The organism is Bifidobacterium dentium JCM 1195 = DSM 20436, from assembly GCF_001042595.1.
Lineage (GTDB): Bacteria > Actinomycetota > Actinomycetes > Actinomycetales > Bifidobacteriaceae > Bifidobacterium > Bifidobacterium dentium.
Map to the genome: position 1 here is coordinate 2,385,889 of NZ_AP012326.1, position 17,985 is coordinate 2,403,873.

13 protein-coding genes are annotated in these 17,985 nt (G+C 57.7%); 2 read left to right on the top strand and 11 right to left on the bottom strand.

All coding sequences use genetic code 11. From position 1 onward, the window contains the following. The first annotated feature begins 85 nt into the window (after positions 1-85). Together BBDE_RS09985 and BBDE_RS09990 are read left to right on the top strand one after the other, a co-directional pair. On the top strand, positions 86-1,189 hold the full coding sequence (locus BBDE_RS09985) for a LacI family DNA-binding transcriptional regulator (protein WP_003838381.1): 1,104 nt from the start codon (positions 86-88) through the stop codon (positions 1,187-1,189). Positions 1,190-1,254: 65 nt separating this feature from the next. Further along, positions 1,255-2,292, top strand: a complete 1,038-nt coding sequence (locus BBDE_RS09990) for an alpha-arabinofuranosidase (protein WP_003838380.1) — start codon at positions 1,255-1,257, stop codon at positions 2,290-2,292. Positions 2,293-2,552: 260 nt separating this feature from the next. On the opposite strand, the gene BBDE_RS09995 is transcribed toward BBDE_RS09990, so the two are convergent. From BBDE_RS09995 to BBDE_RS10045, 11 genes are all read right to left on the bottom strand, one after another. Next, on the bottom strand, positions 2,553-3,512 hold the full coding sequence (locus BBDE_RS09995) for an ABC transporter substrate-binding protein (protein WP_228369715.1): 960 nt from the start codon (positions 3,510-3,512) through the stop codon (positions 2,553-2,555). A gap of 127 nt (positions 3,513-3,639) precedes the next feature. After that, a complete protein-coding gene (locus BBDE_RS10000) occupies positions 3,640-4,644 on the bottom strand; it encodes an ABC transporter permease (protein ID WP_003838376.1) in 1,005 nt (334 codons plus the stop codon). Between the two features lie 14 nt (positions 4,645-4,658). Next, complete coding sequence (locus tag BBDE_RS10005) at positions 4,659-6,179, bottom strand: sugar ABC transporter ATP-binding protein (RefSeq protein ID WP_003838373.1); 1,521 nt, start codon at positions 6,177-6,179, stop codon at positions 4,659-4,661. 80 nt (positions 6,180-6,259) lie between these two features. After that, positions 6,260-7,474: an anhydro-N-acetylmuramic acid kinase gene (locus tag BBDE_RS10010; protein WP_003838372.1), complete on the bottom strand. Its 1,215-nt coding sequence runs from the start codon at positions 7,472-7,474 to the stop codon at positions 6,260-6,262. 225 nt (positions 7,475-7,699) lie between these two features. Then, positions 7,700-8,743 (bottom strand): LacI family DNA-binding transcriptional regulator, encoded by a 1,044-nt coding sequence (locus BBDE_RS10015; protein ID WP_003838370.1) that lies wholly within the window; start codon positions 8,741-8,743, stop codon positions 7,700-7,702. Between the two features lie 509 nt (positions 8,744-9,252). Further along, positions 9,253-11,706, bottom strand: a complete 2,454-nt coding sequence (locus tag BBDE_RS10020) for a glycoside hydrolase family 36 protein (protein WP_003838369.1) — start codon at positions 11,704-11,706, stop codon at positions 9,253-9,255. A 230-nt stretch (positions 11,707-11,936) separates the two neighbouring features. Next, positions 11,937-12,674, bottom strand: coding sequence for a hypothetical protein (locus tag BBDE_RS10025; protein ID WP_012902558.1), 738 nt, complete (start codon positions 12,672-12,674; stop codon positions 11,937-11,939). Between the two features lie 134 nt (positions 12,675-12,808). Further along, complete coding sequence (locus tag BBDE_RS10030; protein WP_187116114.1) at positions 12,809-14,965, bottom strand: glycoside hydrolase family 127 protein; 2,157 nt, start codon at positions 14,963-14,965, stop codon at positions 12,809-12,811. A gap of 5 nt (positions 14,966-14,970) precedes the next feature. After that, complete coding sequence (locus BBDE_RS10035; protein ID WP_003838364.1) at positions 14,971-15,681, bottom strand: YesL family protein; 711 nt, start codon at positions 15,679-15,681, stop codon at positions 14,971-14,973. A gap of 166 nt (positions 15,682-15,847) precedes the next feature. After that, a complete protein-coding gene (locus tag BBDE_RS10040; RefSeq protein WP_003838363.1) occupies positions 15,848-16,762 on the bottom strand; it encodes a family 43 glycosylhydrolase in 915 nt (304 codons plus the stop codon). A gap of 37 nt (positions 16,763-16,799) precedes the next feature. Next, positions 16,800-17,906: a glycoside hydrolase family 43 protein gene (locus BBDE_RS10045; RefSeq protein ID WP_003838361.1), complete on the bottom strand. Its 1,107-nt coding sequence runs from the start codon at positions 17,904-17,906 to the stop codon at positions 16,800-16,802. Positions 17,907-17,985: the final 79 nt, after the last annotated feature.

The window sequence follows — 17,985 nt, forward strand, 5'->3', positions numbered from 1 at the left end:
AGATAAGAAACTCCGATTTTACAGCAACGAAAATATATAATATCGTTACATATAATCAGTAGTTCATTCATCGAGGAGGCCATCTATGGCAACCAGCAAGCCGACGCTGCGCGACGTAGCCGCCGCGGCCGGGGTCTCCCCCATGACCGCCTCGAATGCGCTGCGCGGCAAAACGGGCGTCAAGGAATCGACACGGGCTAAAGTGCTCGCTGCGGCGAAAAAGCTGGATTACCGCATCAATCTGACCGCCAGCATGCTGAAATCCGGCCGCAGCAACATCATCCATGTCATCGTCAACGAATTCGACTCACCGTTCTATTCGAAACTCACGCAGGCACTGAGCAACGAAATCGTGGCACGCGGGCTCACGCCGTTCATCGAACAGACGCGCTATTCCGCCGACGCCGCCGCGCACGCGCTGACCAGCAATCCGTTCTCCGGACAATTATTCGACGGTGAGATCCTGCATGCCACCGGCCTAGGTACGAATCTGCCACTCGCCAAGCTGAACGGCGGCAGGCCGTTCGTACTGGTGGACGCCTGCGAGGAGACACCGACCGTCGATGCCGTGAACTTTCCCAACGAGGAGGCCGAACGCGCGGCGGCCCAGCATCTGATCGACCATGGATGCCGCAAAATCGCAATCGTGGGCCATGCCTTTACCAAACGCGCCGACCTGGCCCACGCGCAGAACGCGTTTCTGCTGCGTCTCCGCGGCGCGTGCAACGCACTGCTGGACGCAGGATTGCCATATGACGAAACCACCGTTTTCGAAGCGGGCAGCGCCGAAGACGGCATCGCCGCAGGGCATGCGATTGCGCAGCAGATTCTGGCGACGCGCGGAAACGCCGACGTCGGAGAAGGGGCCGACCCGCCATTCGACGGCGTATGCTGCGCGAATGATTTCGCCGCGTTCGGCGTAATCCGGGGTCTTGCCGATCATGGCATCCGCGTACCGCAAGACGTGCAGGTGATCGGATTCGACGGCGTGACCAGCGGATCGTACGCCACGCCTTCGCTGAGCACCATCGAGGTGGATCTCAATCAGCTTGCCAAGTTCGCGCTTGACATGATCGCCGAACGCGTCGAACGCCGAGGAGAAGAGGACGCCGAACCGTTACCGCCAAGCCGAGCCACAATCGGATACCAACTGGTGGAACGCGAATCCACCGCGCCTCACCTCCTCTAAACACCTTCCCCTGATTCTCGAGCCATCTTCCCCTGACGGGGAAGGCCACAGACAAAGGAACACCCATGAACACCACCACAGAAGCCTACATTTTCGTGCATTTCATCGGCGACGAGAAAACGCCGACCGATGAACAGCTGTATTTCGCGCTGAGTCGCGACGGCGTGCACTGGCAGGATCTTCGCCCCGCCGGCAAACCGGCATTGCAATGGCTGAACGGCGAACAGGGTGTGCGCGACCCGCACATCACACGCGACCCGCGCGGTGGGTTCCATATCGTGGCCACCGATCTGAGCATCTATTATCGCGGCGGCTGGGGGCCGAACGACGGCGCGACCACGAACGGCTCGACCGGTCTGGTGATCTGGGACTCCCCCGATCTTGTGCACTGGAGCGAACCGCGCCTAGTGGATGTCGCCTCCAAGATTCCGGGGGCCGGCATGGCTTGGGCACCGGAAGCCAATTGGGATCCGGTCCGCGAACAGTGGATCGTGTTCTGGTCCACCCAATGCAACATCGAGGAACCAGACAATCCGCTGGCTAACGAGTTGGGCGACCCGACGAACGTGTATTACGCGACCACGCGCGATTTCGTCACGTTTTCCGATCCGGTCAAATGGATCGACCGCAAGAACGTCATCATCGACTCGACCATGCTGCTCGACGATGATGGCTGGTGGTATCGCGCATCCAAGGATTCGGAAATCACCATCGAACGCACGCGCAACCCGTACGCGGTAACCTACGAGGTGTTGCGCACCGACGATCCGAATGAATGGTCATATGTGGGCACGCTCACCGACATCTTCGGCAATGGGCGTTACTCCATGCACTATCTGGAAGGTCCGGAACTGTTCCGCTACAACGATGCGGACATACATGAAGTGGCCGGAAGGAACATGCCGTTCGGCCTGATGTGCGATCAGTACGCGGAAGCCAAGGGTTATCTGTCGTTCCGCACCGCTTCGCTCGCCTCGCACGATCCCGCCGATTGGCAGCGTGCCGACGATATCGATTTCGGCACTTTGAAGAAGCGTCACGGTGCGATTCTGCCGATTACATCCGCCGAATATGACGCCGTGCAGGCCGCCTTCAGCCTATAAGGATTGGAATGTGACGCTCGTCCGGGCATGGACCGGACGGCTGGGCCGTGCACGATTCGCCCTGAAAGGTCCTCAGGCGAATCGTGCACGGAGGCCATGGGATGAGAACCTCGATCCATAGCCCCCTAAGTGGAATATTCCTATTTGGAAGATATCGATTCACGTGATTCCAAGGAAAAACGAATGCACGATTGCCCGGAACGGTCATTCCGGACAATCGTGCACGACAACAAATCTGAGTGATGCCTTATCTGCGTGCCTTACTCATACATAGCCTGCTGTACATCATCATCGTCAATGTTATCTGCGTTGTACCAGAAGCACCCCGAATCGATGACCTTGTCGATCTTTTCACCGTTGAGGCTCTTGACCGCGTTCTCGATGGTCTTGTACCCGATCTGATACGGATTCTGCGACACGGAACCGCTAATCACCCCATCACGAATGTACTGTTGCTGCGCCTTGCCGGAATCCACACCTACGAGCAGCACCTTATGCCCTGACTTCAAGGCAGATTCGACAGGAGTGGCGGCTCCCACAACGGTGGCTTCATTCGTCGCGAAAATAGCGTCGAGATCCGGATTCGCTTGCAGAATGGCACTGGCAATGTCTTGAGCTTTCGCCTGATCGGCATTGCTGTACTGCACCTCACCGACCATCTCCATATCTGGAGCATTCTTCTTCATATAATCCAAAAAGCCGTCACGGCGTTCCGTGGATGTAGCGTCGGTCTGGCTGTGCGCAATCACAGCATACTTGCCTTTGCCATTCAACAGTGCAATCAGATTCTCAGCAGCGACCTTGCCGACTTCCCTATTGCTGGTTTTCACCGTGGAGGTGATGGCATCAGCATTCGTTTCAAACGCGGTGTCGAAGGCGAACAAAGGAATGCTGGCACTCTTCGCGCTTTGCACGGCCGGCGTAAGGGCGGCTTCATCGAGTGGAGCGATGGCCACGGCATCCGGTGACTTATTGATCGCATTCTGCACCATATCGGCCTGCTTATCCACCTGACTGTCATTGTCTGGACCATTGAAGGTGACCGTCGCACCATACTTCGCCGCCGCATCGTCTGCGCCCTGGTGCACCGAAACCCAGAAGCTTTGCGAAAAGCCCTTGGCCACCATTGCAATCTCATAATTCTTGGATTCGCTGCCATTGGACTGCCCAGCGCCGCAGGCACTGAGAGGAGCAACGGTGAAAGCGGCGACCGCAGCCAAAGCGATATACTTACTCTTCTTCATTGAAGTCTCCTTGTAGTTGTCAGGATGAATCTGTTTGATAATCGTTGTTCAGTTATGAATACCGTGTAGACAGCACTGTCATGAGTGCCGTGAACTTGACCGATCATTTGGCCTTTTTGGCATTGTGCTGCCGATAGATGTCGACCAGGACTGCGGCGATGACCACAATGCCGAGGAACACCTTCTGCCATGGGTCAGGCACGGACATGATTTGCAGACCATTGTTGATCGTGGTGATAATCAACGCACCGATTACGGTACCCGTAATGGAGGCCCGTCCACCGGCAAGAGAGGCACCGCCGATGACAGCTGCCGCGATGGCGTACATCTCATATCCGGAGCCAGTAGCTGGCTGAGCCGCAGACAGACGCGAAGTCATCACCACGCCGGACAGGCCGGTAAAGCAACCCGCCAGAACGTAGACGGCCCACTTCCAACGACGTACGTTCACGCCGGACATACGGGTGGCTTCTTCGTTGGAACCCATGGATAGTGCGTACCGGCCCAGTCGGGTCTTGTTCAGCACAATCCACGAAATCACAGCTACGGCGAGGAAGATCCACACTGCATTGGGAATTCCCAAAATCTGCGTGCCGCGTGCGATTTGGTCGAAGCCAACTTCATCAGTGGTATATACGGGCTTGGAACCGGACAAAATCAGTGCGACGCCTTGCGCAACCAGCATCATCGCCAATGTCGCAATCATGGGCTGAACGCCAAAACCCGCAATGAGCAGACCGTTGATCCAACCAAGCACCGCACCGGAAAGGATGCCGGCCAATACCGCCAACCAGATGGGCAGATGGAATGCCGTCATGCACATGGCAGTGATGACGCCCGTCATGGCCATGCCCAGGCCAGGAGTGATATCGATGCCACCCGTGGCGATGGTGAATGTCACACCAAGCGCCTGAATGCCCGTCACCGCGGAAGCCAGTAGCAGCGCCACGATATTGCCCATGCGCATGAAGTGTGGATCGGCGATGGAAAATCCGATGAGGAGCACAATCCATGTAGCGAAAATCAGCAACTGCTGCAACGAATTGGAGTTGAACCGCTTGCGCAAAGAGTTCTTCGCCATATCGAGGGTTTCATTGGTCGACGTCATTTTGACTCCTTTGTCTATTTACGGAATGTGGTGGCGAGCTCCATGATGTTTTCCTGAGTCGCCTCGCTATGGTCAAGTTCGCCGGTGATGGATCCGTTGCACATCACCAGGATGCGGTCGGAGACTCGAAGCAATTCCTCGAGCTCGGACGAAATCACGATGATGGCATGACCATCGTGCGCGAGTTCATCCAGAAGTTCATAGATTTCCTGTTTAGCTCCCACGTCGATGCCTCGGGTCGGCTCGTCGAAGATCAGTACGTCGCAATCGCGCGCAAGCCATTTTGCAATGACCACTTTCTGCTGATTGCCGCCGGACAGGTTTTTCACCAACTGTTTTGAGCTCGGGGTTTTGATACTCAACGCATCGATATATTGCTTCGATGTCCTTGCGATTGCCGTATCTCGGATCCAGCCAATCGCATTGACATAGTTCTTCAGCGAGGCGAGCGCAACATTGTCATCAATCGTTTTGTCGAGAACCAGACCATACTGTTTGCGATCTTCAGACAGATACGCTATTCCGGCTTCCACCGCATCGGATGGTCTGCGTATGTCAACGGTCTTGCCGCCAACCATCACCTGTCCTGCGCTACGGGAGTCAGCCCCGATAATGGCACGAGCCAGTTCGGTTCGCCCGGCGCCAGCCAAACCACCAAATCCTAGGATTTCTCCAGGATAGACATCGAATGATGCATCCTTGACCATCGCATTCGTGATGTTTCGCACGCTCATCGCGGCAGGTGCGCCTTCGACTCGAGCCGACGGACGGGAGTAGGCAGTGATGTCTCGGCCGACCATGAGCTTGACAATTTCATCTCTGCTGGTCTCCTCCGTCTTGACTTCTTTGACGAAGCGCCCATCGCGGAATACGGTGATGCGGTTCGATATGCGCATCAGCTCCTCCATACGATGCGAGATATAGATCACCGCAGTCGTTGGAGAGACGAAATCGTGAATGAGCTTGAACAGTGCATCTACCTCGCGATCGGTTAGGGCCGCCGTCGGCTCGTCCATCACCAAAAGCTGGGAATCAAAAGAAATCGCCTTGGCGATTTCCACCATCTGCTGGCTGGCTACCGGCAGATCGCGCACCAACACTTTGGAACTGAAAGTCACGCCGATGGATTTAAGCAGCTCGTCCGCTTTGGCAGCAGCCTGTTCCTCGGAGAGGAATACGCCTGTCTTGCCCATCGGTTCACGCCCGAGGAAAATGTTCTGGGCCACTGTGAGGTCCGGCACCAGATTGAGCTCCTGATGTATCAGACTGACGCCTTTGGATTGTGCATCGGCAGGCCCATCCGGCTGGTAAGGTTGGCCTTTGAAGGTAATCGTACCCCCGTTTGCCTTGTGGACTCCTCCGATGATTTTCATCAGCGTCGATTTTCCAGCACCGTTCTCACCCATCAGAGCATGGACTTCGCCGGGGCGGATCTTCAATGACACTCCATCAAGTGCAAGGACTCCAGGAAACTTCTTGGTGACGTTGGACACTTCCAACAGCAAAGAAGTCCGGTCAGTAGTGGAATCGATCATATTTGCTCCAGATTTGATATGGTCGGCGCAGGAGCCCTGCGCTTCCGCACCGACCAATTACCGATTGGATATAGAATGCATCAGTCGGTCAGCTTGGCCTGGCTCGGCGGAAGCACCAGCTTGCCAAGCACGCCGAACTTCGTCGCACCGCATGCCGCCGGAATGTTGTCGGCGATGCTGCGCTTCGTGGAGAAGGCGATCGTAGCAAACTTGATAGCCTCCTTATACTGCGGCGGAATGCCGATGACGTCGGAAGTTTCCAACTTGACGCCTTCTGGCAGGCGTTCGGCGATCATCGTCATCAATGTAGCGTTACGCACGCCACCGCCGGAAGCGATCAAGCGATCAACGCCCAAGCCCGTCGGGAGAATGAATTCACTGAACGCACGGGCGATGGCCTCGGCGCTGAACGCGGTGATGGTGGCCAGCTTATCCTCACTAGACAGGTTGGCGTACTTATCGAGCATCGACTGGGTGTACTCGGCACCGAAATCGAGACGCCACGCGCATCTTGGAATCTCGCGTTTGAAGAACGGATGCTCGAGCATCTCGGCAAGCATCTCCTCATTGACGGTGCCCTGTGCGGCGACTTCGCCGTTGGCGTCATATTCCTTGCCATACAGTACGCGCATGGCCTGATCGATCATGACATTGCCCGGACCGCAATCGAATGCGCGCATCTTGGAACGATCAGCGCAGGCGACATGGCAGTTAGAGATGCCTCCGATGTTCAGAGTCGCGGTTGGCTTGTCGTTGCGGAACAGCACATAGTCAAAGTATTGCATCAGCGGAGCGCCCGTACCCTGCAACGTATGGTCTACGCTACGGAACTGCGTTACGACTGGGGCATCGGTCAGCACGGAAACCACACCCGGTTCACCGATTTGCAGACCACAGGGATATCCGTATTTGGTCCACATCTCGTAGAATGGAGAGGATGCATCGTACTGCTTCATCTGATCATGTTCCGGCGGTTCCTGGTAAATGGTCTGGCCGTCGTACCCGATGACGTCGATATCCTTGCCGGTGAGGTTATGCTTCTTCATCAATTCAGAAGCAGCTTGCGCGAACACTGCGCCACATACATAGTTCAGACGGGTCAGTTTGAAAATACCTAGGGTATCGTCAAATGCCGCAAGCACCTGCTGTTGAATGTCTTCCGGCCAGTCGATGGACAAGGCATCGATATACTTCGGCGGCAGAACACTGCCGTCTTCAGCCTGATTGATCTCAATAAGTACGGCGTCGACACCGTCAAATGAGGATCCGCTGTTCAGACCGATTGCATATGCCATGGTTGTACTCCTTTGTTGATAATTGATATGCTAAACGTTTATTTTCTCAGCATGGCAAACGTTGTACCGCCTAATGCCGATGAGAAGAGGAGAACCCGCCTCCGCCAATCGATGGCGTCAGCCCACAGTTCATCCCACACGAAGAATTCGTCGAATCAACTGGATTACCGAACTGCAACTTCGCAGTCGAAATCCTTCGACACTATCGAAAAACCTTGGTTGTTATCAACTGCTCCTCTCTGTGTTTTCATTCCAATTCACACACGAACGGCGCTCAATCAGCCTTACCGGAATGATGAGGTTTTGCCCGGCCAACGCATTGCCACGAATGGCATCCACCACGAAACGGCCTGCCTGTCGGCCAATCTCATCCATATTCTGCGAAATGACCGTCAGCGGAGGAGTGAGCATAGGAGCCCAGTCGAAATCATCCATGGCGATCAACGAGATATCGCGACCGATATGGAAGCCGTTCTCCTGCAAAGCACGGAAAGACCCCATTGCCATCATCGTGTTCAGAGCGAATACCGCATCGCAACGGGATGAACCGTCGCTCTCCTGAAGTTTGCGAGACATGTTTTCGTAAGCGGACTCAGGGTTGTTGTCGCACTCCACCACCGTCACATCAGCTCCGCAACGTTCGGCGGCTTCACGAAGACCTGTGATACGAGCCTTGCAGGTAGGCCAGGAAGACGGATAAGAGACCGCCGCAATATTCTTGTGCCCCAAACTCCCCAAGTAATCACCGGCGATTTTTCCCGCCTGTCGATTGTCGCTTCCGACAAAAGGCCATTCTCCAGCCACTGCCGAAGGGGAATCCACAAAAACAACCGGCACATGGAACGATTCTATGATCTTCAAAGCGGATTTACTCAAGGCATACGTTGCCACAATTGCCGCAGGGCGCTGCTCGAACAGTAGGCGCAAGGACTGTTCTTCAGACTCACCCATTCCCGCACGGTCCTTCAACATGTCGCTGACCACGGCATAGTATCCATATTCACGCAGGGTGCTATCAATCACCTGAGCAAGCATGGAGTAGTACTGGTTTCGGCCGCTTGCAGTAAGAATGCCAACGGTGTGGCTGTTCCTCTTACGCAGACCGGCAGCCATTTCATTACGCACGTAACCCAGCTCGGAAGCCGCGCGCTCCACACGTGCCCGCGTGGATGCGGCCACTCCGCTTTCGCCGCGAAGGGCACGCGACGCAACATACACGGAAACGCCGGCGGCAGCACCCACATCTTTGAGTGTCGGCCTCGTATTCATCGCTCGCTCCTTTGCTAAACGTTTGTGATGATTCCAAGATATCACAAACGTTTAGCATGCACTATCAGCGTGTCGTTTCGGATTTCTCGTGATTCATTGCACATATTCCGTCGTTCAGCAACTTTGCGATGACGAATTTCCGGCGAACGGCTCTTCTGCCCACCGCTGATTCCCTCTTTGTTGGGTCACAAAAACACTTCTCCGATGCAACAACACTCGTTCACCATGGCAAGGAGTGATCCGAACAGGCTTTCTTCCGATAGGAATGGCACCGGGACGCACTGCCGGTCGAACCAATGGCAGACACATGGGTTATGGAGAGCGCACGATTCGCCCTGAAAGGTCCTCAGGCGAATCGTGCACGGAGGCCATATGTTAGGGGGTATATATTCAGGTCTTTTGCCATCTTGCATGGCCGATTTCCCTATCATTAAGCCCTCCATCTCACATATGAAAAACATGATTCCCCAAAATGTCGATTCTGGGAAATCATGCATGCATCCTGTCTCCTATGTATGCCGAATGGCGAAGATTCGGGCCGAAGGACACTCGGTGGTAGCCGCGGTCAGACGAACGGTTTCCGGATCGAGCCGTTCAATGGTCCACGGCTTGGTTTCGGGTGCATGATCGGGATTGCCCGGATCGGGGAAAATCTGTTCGATCTCATCACCTTGGGCCAAAGGCATGCAGAGGGATGGGGTGCCGCCTCGACGCCAGATGATGATGTAATCAGTCTGAGGGCCCGTATCCGATGAACCGCCTTCCGTCTCGCTCCGCCAACGGGAGGCGGCTTCCGTATGGCGCAGGCCGGAGGTAAGCCACTCCGCGTTGAAACCAGGCAGACCGGCGGGCCAGAACGGCACAAGGGCGGACTGTTCGGCGAGAATTCGCCGATGCAGGGCGATGGCATCGCGCACCAAGCTCAGTCGCGGTTCGGTCATGCGATCGATGAATCCAGACAGATACAGGCGGCCCATCACGCCAGTCGCCAGCGTGAACACGGCCGTCTCATCGTTCATTTCCTCTTGGGCGTAGCCCCAATTGCCTTGCTGTTCCGGTGGAATCGTCAGCCCTGCCCCGGCCGCAATGGCGGCGTACACCAGCGGATCGCACTGATCGGAAGTCGACTGCAGGTCCAGCCGCGACAGCTGCGCGTAATCGGCGCGCATGGCTCCGGAACCGCAATTCTCGATCATCACATCCGGATGGCGGCGGCGCAAGTCATCAAGCCAATCCAAGTAGGCGCGGCAATGCGCGAGCAGACCTTCACCGGCCGACCCGGCATCGACATCGGTGCCGACCCCGGGAATGGTGTTGTAATCGAATTTGAAGAAGACCGCACCGAAATCGTCGATCAGCCGATCGACGGTACGCGTGACATGCGCACGGGCTTCGGGCGAACGGAAATCAAGCAGATAGCGCCCGGAATCGCACACGCGCACACCATGACGCTGGAAGAAGGCGCTGTCCGGAAGCGTTTTGGCGAGCGGTGATTGCACACCGATCACCTCGGGTTCGAGCCACAATCCCAAACCCATGCCATGCTCGCGAATGATGTCGGCCAATCCCTGCAATCCGACTTCGCCGAAACGATTCGTGGAGGCCCGCCATTCGCCGACCATATCCCACCAGCCGCCGTCGGTGCTGTCATACCAGCCCGCGTCGATGCAGAAGATGTCGGCGCCGACGCCCGCTGCACCTTCGACCAGTGGCAGCTCCTTGTCGATGCGAGGGTCACCGAACAACGTATTCATATAATCGTTGTAAATCACCAAGCCTTGCGTTCGCTCGAATTCCGCGGTACGACCCAGCTCGCGGGCCTTGGCCGCCCGCAGGGCGCGACGTTGCAGCGTCATTTCCGCGACGGCATCCTGCCAGTCACCGGCAACGATGGCGAACGATACCGGCACGGATTCGAAATCGTTGCCTTCGCCTAGATTCGTAAACCACTGATGATCCTGATATTCCGGACCGAACGCGGCGATATGCAGACCCGGATCATCCTCGCCGACCTCCCATTCCCACGGACCGTTGTGCTCGATCTGCCACATCACGGAAAAGTCGCGGACCTTACGGGAACGGTGACGCTTCGATTCCTCAACCTGCACGATGCCCGCCGGTTCATGCATGCCAGTGCTCCATGTGGAGGTGGAGCTCAGTGCGAAACGGGAACTGGATTGACCGGGGTTGATGCGCTGATTACGATCGCGCACACTGGTTTCACGAAGCGGCCGCATATGCCAGTCGTTCTCCACGGCCCAAGCCGCGTCACCCCAGAGCAGGTGGGAACTTTCCACCGTTCCGCCGTTAACGGTCAAGGGCACGGTGAGGTTCATGGAGGAGACCGCCTCGACGGAGAACGGTTCCGGCGAGCGCAACCTGGTGTGGGTTCGTACGGCCGACAGACCCGGATAGGCTTCAAAAACGCTGGTTACGGTCAGACCGGGTTGAGGGGCATCCGTAGCGTTGCCGGGAATCGTTGGCGATGCTTCGATGCCTTGCGCCCGTTCGCAATGCGGGGAAGGGGCAGCGTCTTCGGAAGGGCGGTCCCGTTCCGTGGCAACGGGTTCGAATTCGCGGCCCATCGGCTGAAGCGCATCGTAGGAGGCGAATTGGGTGATTTCCAAACGGTACGGATCGCCGGAATCCTCTGCCGGCTCGCTGGCATGGGCCGAAACGAAACGCAACTTGCCGCCGGCAACGGTGGCTATCAGCGATAGACGGTTGTCTTGCGATCCGGTGTTGGCGGCGCGTACCTCGACGATTGGCCGCGCATCGCGTTCTACCACCGCAACAGCCCCCGATAAGCCCCCTTCCGCGGCGGCCATGCCTCGACCGGCGACATTGGCAAGCCGGACCGGGGAATCCCCCGTAACATCAAACAGCATGGAAATCACGCCATTGCCCCATGCAAGACGACCGTCCGATTGAGGAAGCAGTGGAATCATGTTGCCATCGGCCATAGTGCAGCTCCTTCGCTCTCCAACATTCGTTGGACAATACGCATCGTTTTACGCAATAAAGACTAGCTTACGCAGTGCATGCGAGGGGGCGGTGCGCGTGTGTCCGCTCAACCGAGCATGCAATCCCCCGATATGAGGGCCGTATGGCCAGGCGTCAGCCTCTCTTCAGCCCGACAGCATGACGATCAGAGCGGAAAAGGCTGCCGCGGCACGGCCAACCAAGCCGAACGCTACTCGAATCGCAGATATTCGACGAATCTGACCGGCATCTCCTTGCTCTTGGTGACGTTGCTGAATCCGAGGATCATCTGCTGCTGCGGCAATCCTTTGACAGACTTCCACACCTTCGACTTGGACAGGTCAAACCCTACGGCCTTCTTCACATCCGTAACCGGATTGCCCTTGGCATCGACCAGCGAATCCCTGATCCGTTCCAGTTGCGCCTCGCCCATTATCTCCGCCGGCTTGGTAATGTCACCTCGATTATTGACTTCCGCGAACGTATCGGCATCGGTGACGATCATGTTGATCTGCCCGGCGGAGACCATGGCGAGCAGACGTGCGGAACCGTCCTGCGTATTTTCGGAATCACCGATGGAGATGGACGTGTCCATTTGCACCAGCCGGCTGTCGGAGATTTTCTCCGCCTTGACGAAGTCGGAGCCGAGCCGGTCGAGCTGGTCGGCGTACCCGCCCATATTGATGCCTTCGACGCTCAGTTCGGCGCGTGGCCCCTTGGTGAGGTAGGAAACGCCGAACGCGGCGACGATGACGACCACAACGGCGATAATGACGGCATAGGAAAGAAAGTTTTCCTTGAAATACGGCCATTTTTCAGCCATCGGCAACTCATGTAGCGTCTTCCATTTCGACTGCTTCGCGTACACGTTGGATCGGGAAAGCTCGGCTACGGCCGCCTTCTGCTCGTCGGAAAGTGCATAGTCATCATCATGCCGTCCATCGGCCATATTGATCCTCGTTTTCATCACTGCCATTTACGCATTCTGCGGGCAGTCTACACCATCGCCTTTCGTTTTCGCTGGGGGTATGGACTGCCCGCAGAATTTCGTATGCCGTCCAACGGGATGTTGGCCGTCAAACGTCAGCTGCGCAGGAACACCGCCATCTCGGTTTCGCCACGATTGGCCCATGCGAAATACGGGATCAGCGTGACTTCCGTCGGTTGACGTTGTGCCGGCTGCCACAGTGCGTACAGCGACTTGTCGGCGGCGCCCTGCGAGGACTCACGCCAAGCGGGAATGGTCAGCGTGACCATCGGCAGATCGACCGGTTCCACTTCGCCCAAGCCTCGTTCGTCCTGTGCGGCGGCCTGCGCATGGAAGGTGATTTCGTTGACTTTGACGGCGTCCGGATCGGCGGCGATTGTCTCGGCATCAGCATGTAGCAGATGCAGATTGTCACCATTGTCGGTGCCTTCCGCGCAGTAGGCCAGCGGGCCGCGGATGAAGGCGACCTTGCCTGCGTCTTCGCGTACGAGAGGATTGGCCGCAATCATCCTGACCGGCATGGGGAAGTCGAAATCGATGACGTCACCGTCACGCCAAGTACCGGTGAGGTAGAGGTAGCCGTCACGGATGGTGCGTGTGATGCGAGAATCCTTCTCACCCGCGGCATGGATGGAGTCGGCGGCCGACTCGCCACCGGCCCAGGCAGGCAGGCGAAGGGCCAAGGCAAAGGGCTCCGGAACCTGCCCCTCATCGGAGGAAGGAAGGGTCACGGTGATGGCGCCGGCGCCATTCCAAGGCATACCGGCCCGCACTTCGAGAGAGACATCGGAACCGCCGAGTTTCGCGGACACCACGCCACCCATATACAGGTGCACATACAGCGTGGAGGCATCGTCGGCCACCGTGTAGGCGTACTGTTGCACGCTTTCGACCATGCGGGCGATGTTCGGCGGGCAGCACGCGCAGCCGAACCACTTCTGACGTACCGGCTTAACGTGGAACTTGCGTTCGTCGCGATGGCAGGCTTCGGGCACGACCTCCAACGGATTCACATAGAAGAAGCTTTTGCCATCGAGCGCCATGCCGGCCAGCGTGGTGTTGTACAAGGCCGATTCCATGACGTCCGCATATTCGGATTTCGGCTGAATCTCAAGCATACGGCGCGCAAAGAACGCGAGTGCGATGGCCGCACAGCTTTCCGAGTAGGCGGTGTCGTTCGGCAGATCGTAGTCGAAGGAGAACGCCTCGCCCATATGCGTGGCACCGATGCCGCCGGTGATATACAGTTTCCTGTCGACGATGTTGCGCCAGAGCGTCTCGCAGGATTCCAGCAGTGTTGCTTCACCTGTGATTCTCGCCACGTCGGCCACGCCTGAGTAGAAGTAGGCGGCGCGCACGGCATGACCGAGCGCCTCCGTTTGTTCCGTGACCGGCTTGTCGGCTTGATAGTAGGCGTAGTTCTGTTCACGTGGCTCGTAGTTGCGACCGTCCTCTTCGGCACGGCGGCGATCTTCGAGTGCAAAGTACAGTGGTTGCTGGCCACGCTGCCGTACGAAGTATTCGGCCAGGCCGGCGTAACGGGTCTCGCCGGTTACCGCAGCCAGCTTCACCAGCGCCATCTCGGCGATCTCATGGCCCGGATAGCCGTGCAGCCTGCCTTCTTCCGTACCAAATCGGGAATCGATGTAATCGGCGAAACGGCAGGCCGCATCAAGTAGCTTGCGTTTGCCCGTGGCCTCGTAGTAGGCGACCGCACCTTCGACCAGATGCCCGAAACAGTACAGTTCGTGATGGTCCTTCAGATTGGTGAAGTGGCGGTCCATGCCGTTGAGAATGTAATAGGTGTCAAGGTAGCCGTTGTCCAGCTGCGCCGCGCACACGATGTCGATGGCCGCGTCGGCTGTGGCCTCGAGTTCGGCGTCGGGATGATGGGTCAGCGAGTAGCCGACCGCTTCGATCCACTTGGAGAAGTCGGTGTCTTGGAACACGAATCCATAGAATTTGCCCGGGTCGGGATGGGCCGGGTCTTCCGGCAGCGCCTCGAAGCCTCGGAAGGTGTATTTCGGCGGCACGAAGGCCTTGCCCTGCTCGTGATGCTCGGCATTCTGCGCGGCCGCGGCCTTGAAGTTGTGCATGCAGTAGCTGGGGGCGGCACCGGGAACGTTGTCGTTCAACGCATTCCACTGATATGGAATCACCGCGGTGCGTACGAGCTCCTGCTCGGCGGCCCAGAACGGGTCGGTGACGGTGGCGTCGCGCAGCGCGATTGGATGGCTGTGGCGGTTATGGATGTCGGTCACGAGAGATTGTCCTTCCGTGCGGGGGTTGTCGTACCGGCAGAGCCGGCGTTCTGGTCTTGTCCGATGGGTTCGAGCACATGTACGTCCATGCCGGGCAGTCGGCCCCACGAGTAGACGGCCATCATGGTGGCGAAGATGGGCACGGCCACACCGAATACCATCATCAGGCCGGGCCACATGTAGTATGCCCAGACGGTGATGAGGAAAAGCAGCAGCACCATGAGACTGCAGAGCGGTCGAGCGATTACCATCGACAGCGAAGTGCGTACCACCCATGGCGCCTTCTCGTCGAAATTGACGTGCACGGCCCAGCTGAGGAATGCGAACAGGCCGTAGATCAGGTTGATGACCAGCAGTGCGCCGGAAATCGCGAATCCCACGGTGCCTAGGTCGTTGTGCTGCACGAACCAGTATTCCCAGATGAGGAGCGTCCAGATGAGCAATTGCGGCCATCCGAACAGGTTGGCGGAGCCAAGCTCCTCCAGCCATGCCTGATGGAAGGTGCTCCAGGTACGTTTGACCGTCCATGAGCGGTCGTCGACGTCAAGCAGCCAAGAGCGGAAGGTGGCATACGATGCGGCGACGGAGGGGAACAGGCCTCCGACGATCAGGCCGAGCAATGTATGCGCCACGAAGGCGACGTTGACGACGACGATCATCATGATGATGCGGCAGAGGAATTCGTAGCCAACGGCGAATCGTTTCATGGCACTACCTCGTTGTATCGCAGTTTCGTTGAAATCCCAATATTTCTATCGTTATAACCATATACCATCCCAACTGCACGACGTGCGTAAAGATGGAGAATTCATTCCGGCACCAGGAGAAGATGGGAGCGTTGCCGGCATGAATCCGCCTCGGGAACGGCGGCGACTAGAGGCCGTTGTCCCATGAATCATGCCATGTGAGCGTGGCGCGGCGCTCATGGATGGCAATTGGCAGGGTGACCAACTCGGAATTGCCCAAATCGTCCGGATCCCAGCGGTCGCCGACATACAGAAAACGGCTTGCGTGCCACCGATCATCGCCGTCGAGCGGCACGATGACGTCGCACTGGGACTGATAGGTATGCGATCCCTCCGGCGTGAATGGCCTGAAATCGCTCCAGGGGCCGTGCAGGTTGGTGGCTGTGGCGACCATGTTGTCGTTGCAGTCCCAGCCGGTCAGTTGCGAGCCGAACCAGTAGTAGACTCCATCTTTTTTGATGAGGATCGGACTTTCGTAACCGGCCCAGTAATCGGTGCCACGCAGGCAGATCACGTCTTCGACGATTGCCAGGTAATCGTCGGAAAGACGGTAGATATGAGTGCCGTGCGGACGGTCCTCGCTGATGATGTAACCGGTACCGTCCTCGTCCTGGAAGACGCCGATGTCACGTGATTCGTAGCCACGGAACTGCAGTGCGCTCAGGAATGCGAACGGGCCGGTCGGCGAGTCGGCGACCGCAGTGCCGATATGCGCATACGTGTAGTCATTTTCTCCGTCGACGTGCAGGTACATCACATATGCGCCGGTTTCGGGGCAGCGCATGACCTTCGGCCGTTCGATGATGCGTCCCGGCCCGGTGATCGTCCCCTCCTCGCCGACTTCCAGCACCGTGTCCTCATTCCTCCACTCCACGAAATTCGTGGTGGAATAACAGGCGACGCCCTGAAAAAGATTGCCGTCGTTCTTGATTTCGCCATACGCATACCAGCGGTCGCCGAACCGTTGCACGCCGATGCCATGCAGTTGCGCGACGTTGCCGTCGGTATCCGTGAACAGCTGGACGCCTTGCATTGTTGCCATGATGGATTGTTCTTTCTTGGTGTGGCGGAAATGGGAATCAGATATCGTTGTCGGGGTTGTCGATGCCGTCGATGTCCCTGCGGTGCGGACCGAGCACCATTCCCCCGTCAGTCGCTTCGACGTTGTAGATGATGCCGTGCGAGACGAGTTCGCGGCCGTTTGAATCCTTTCTCGTCATATTGGTGTGCATGAGCAGCATCGACTGTCCGTCGAAAGCGCGGAACACCATGGCATGACCGGCATCGCGGTAATCCAGCGGGGCGAGCTGCTTCCATGGACCGAGCACCCTTCCGGATTCGCTGATGGCCTGAGCCAGAATGTATTGACCTTTGCTATACGAGGTCCATAGGCAGACAAGCGCGCCGGACGGCGTACGGATGGCGTACGGGCCGTCCGTCACGTATCCGCCGGAGCCTTCGGCGATCAGCCGCAAGGCACGATCGGAATCGAAATCGCCATGCCACCCACCTTGCGGAGCATCGCCATCGGACTCATGCCAGACGCCTTCGCTGGCGGCCCACAGGTGCGACGGCTCCGATCGGCCTACGGACAGGTCGGACGCATCCAATCGAATGGCTTCCATCGTGCCGTCGAACAACTGCACCCATTCGTGCGCGTAGATCATCCACGGTGAACCGTCGGAGTCAACGGCCAGCGTGCCGTCCAACGCCATGGTCCCGGTCGGGGTGGTCGGCGATTGTGGATGAACGGGCACGAACGGGCCGGCGGGAGTGTCGGCGACCAGCACGAACACGCCCCGCTTCTCGCCGACGGTACGGTCGCGGCGGTACCAGTCAGGGCCGGCCTCCGGGCGGACCGGCTTGTCGCGACGGGCGTGCAGGGTCACGAACATCCAGTATCGACCCTGCCATTCGTGCACTTCCGGGGCCCATGGCGAATCACAATCGTCATACCAGGCCCCTACCGGCCGGTCGATCACGTCGAACACCGAGACAGGTTCGCTGAAATGCTTCAAATCCGGGCTGGTATACAGCACCACGGACTTGCCGAAACCGTGTTCGGCGGAACGGTATTGGAAATAGTTGGCGTTGTAGAGGTAGTACAGGCCCGTGCGCCTATCGGCGAGCATAAACGGGTCATGAAGGCTGAAGTCATGCATGCTCAGCGGATAATCGTCGTACATGGTTCTCCGAACGTGATGGATGAGGCGGCTGACAGGCCAACCGCTTGTATGAAACGGCCCGCGTGGCAGGGCAGAGAAG

Bases quoted from the DNA above. Each gene is read 5' to 3' on its own strand.
- BBDE_RS09985 (WP_003838381.1), top strand. From the start codon at position 86: ATGGCAACCAGCAAGCCGACGCTGCGCGACGTAGCCGCCGCGGCCGGG.
- BBDE_RS09990 (WP_003838380.1), top strand. From the start codon at position 1,255: ATGAACACCACCACAGAAGCCTACATTTTCGTGCATTTCATCGGCGAC.
- BBDE_RS10000 (WP_003838376.1), bottom strand. From the start codon at position 4,644: ATGACGTCGACCAATGAAACCCTCGATATGGCGAAGAACTCTTTGCGC.
- BBDE_RS10005 (WP_003838373.1), bottom strand. From the start codon at position 6,179: ATGATCGATTCCACTACTGACCGGACTTCTTTGCTGTTGGAAGTGTCC.
- BBDE_RS10010 (WP_003838372.1), bottom strand. From the start codon at position 7,474: ATGGCATATGCAATCGGTCTGAACAGCGGATCCTCATTTGACGGTGTC.
- BBDE_RS10015 (WP_003838370.1), bottom strand. From the start codon at position 8,743: ATGAATACGAGGCCGACACTCAAAGATGTGGGTGCTGCCGCCGGCGTT.
- BBDE_RS10020 (WP_003838369.1), bottom strand. From the start codon at position 11,706: ATGGCCGATGGCAACATGATTCCACTGCTTCCTCAATCGGACGGTCGT.
- BBDE_RS10025 (WP_012902558.1), bottom strand. From the start codon at position 12,674: ATGGCCGATGGACGGCATGATGATGACTATGCACTTTCCGACGAGCAG.
- BBDE_RS10035 (WP_003838364.1), bottom strand. From the start codon at position 15,681: ATGAAACGATTCGCCGTTGGCTACGAATTCCTCTGCCGCATCATCATG.
- BBDE_RS10040 (WP_003838363.1), bottom strand. From the start codon at position 16,762: ATGGCAACAATGCAAGGCGTCCAGCTGTTCACGGATACCGACGGCAAC.
- BBDE_RS10045 (WP_003838361.1), bottom strand. From the start codon at position 17,906: ATGTACGACGATTATCCGCTGAGCATGCATGACTTCAGCCTTCATGAC.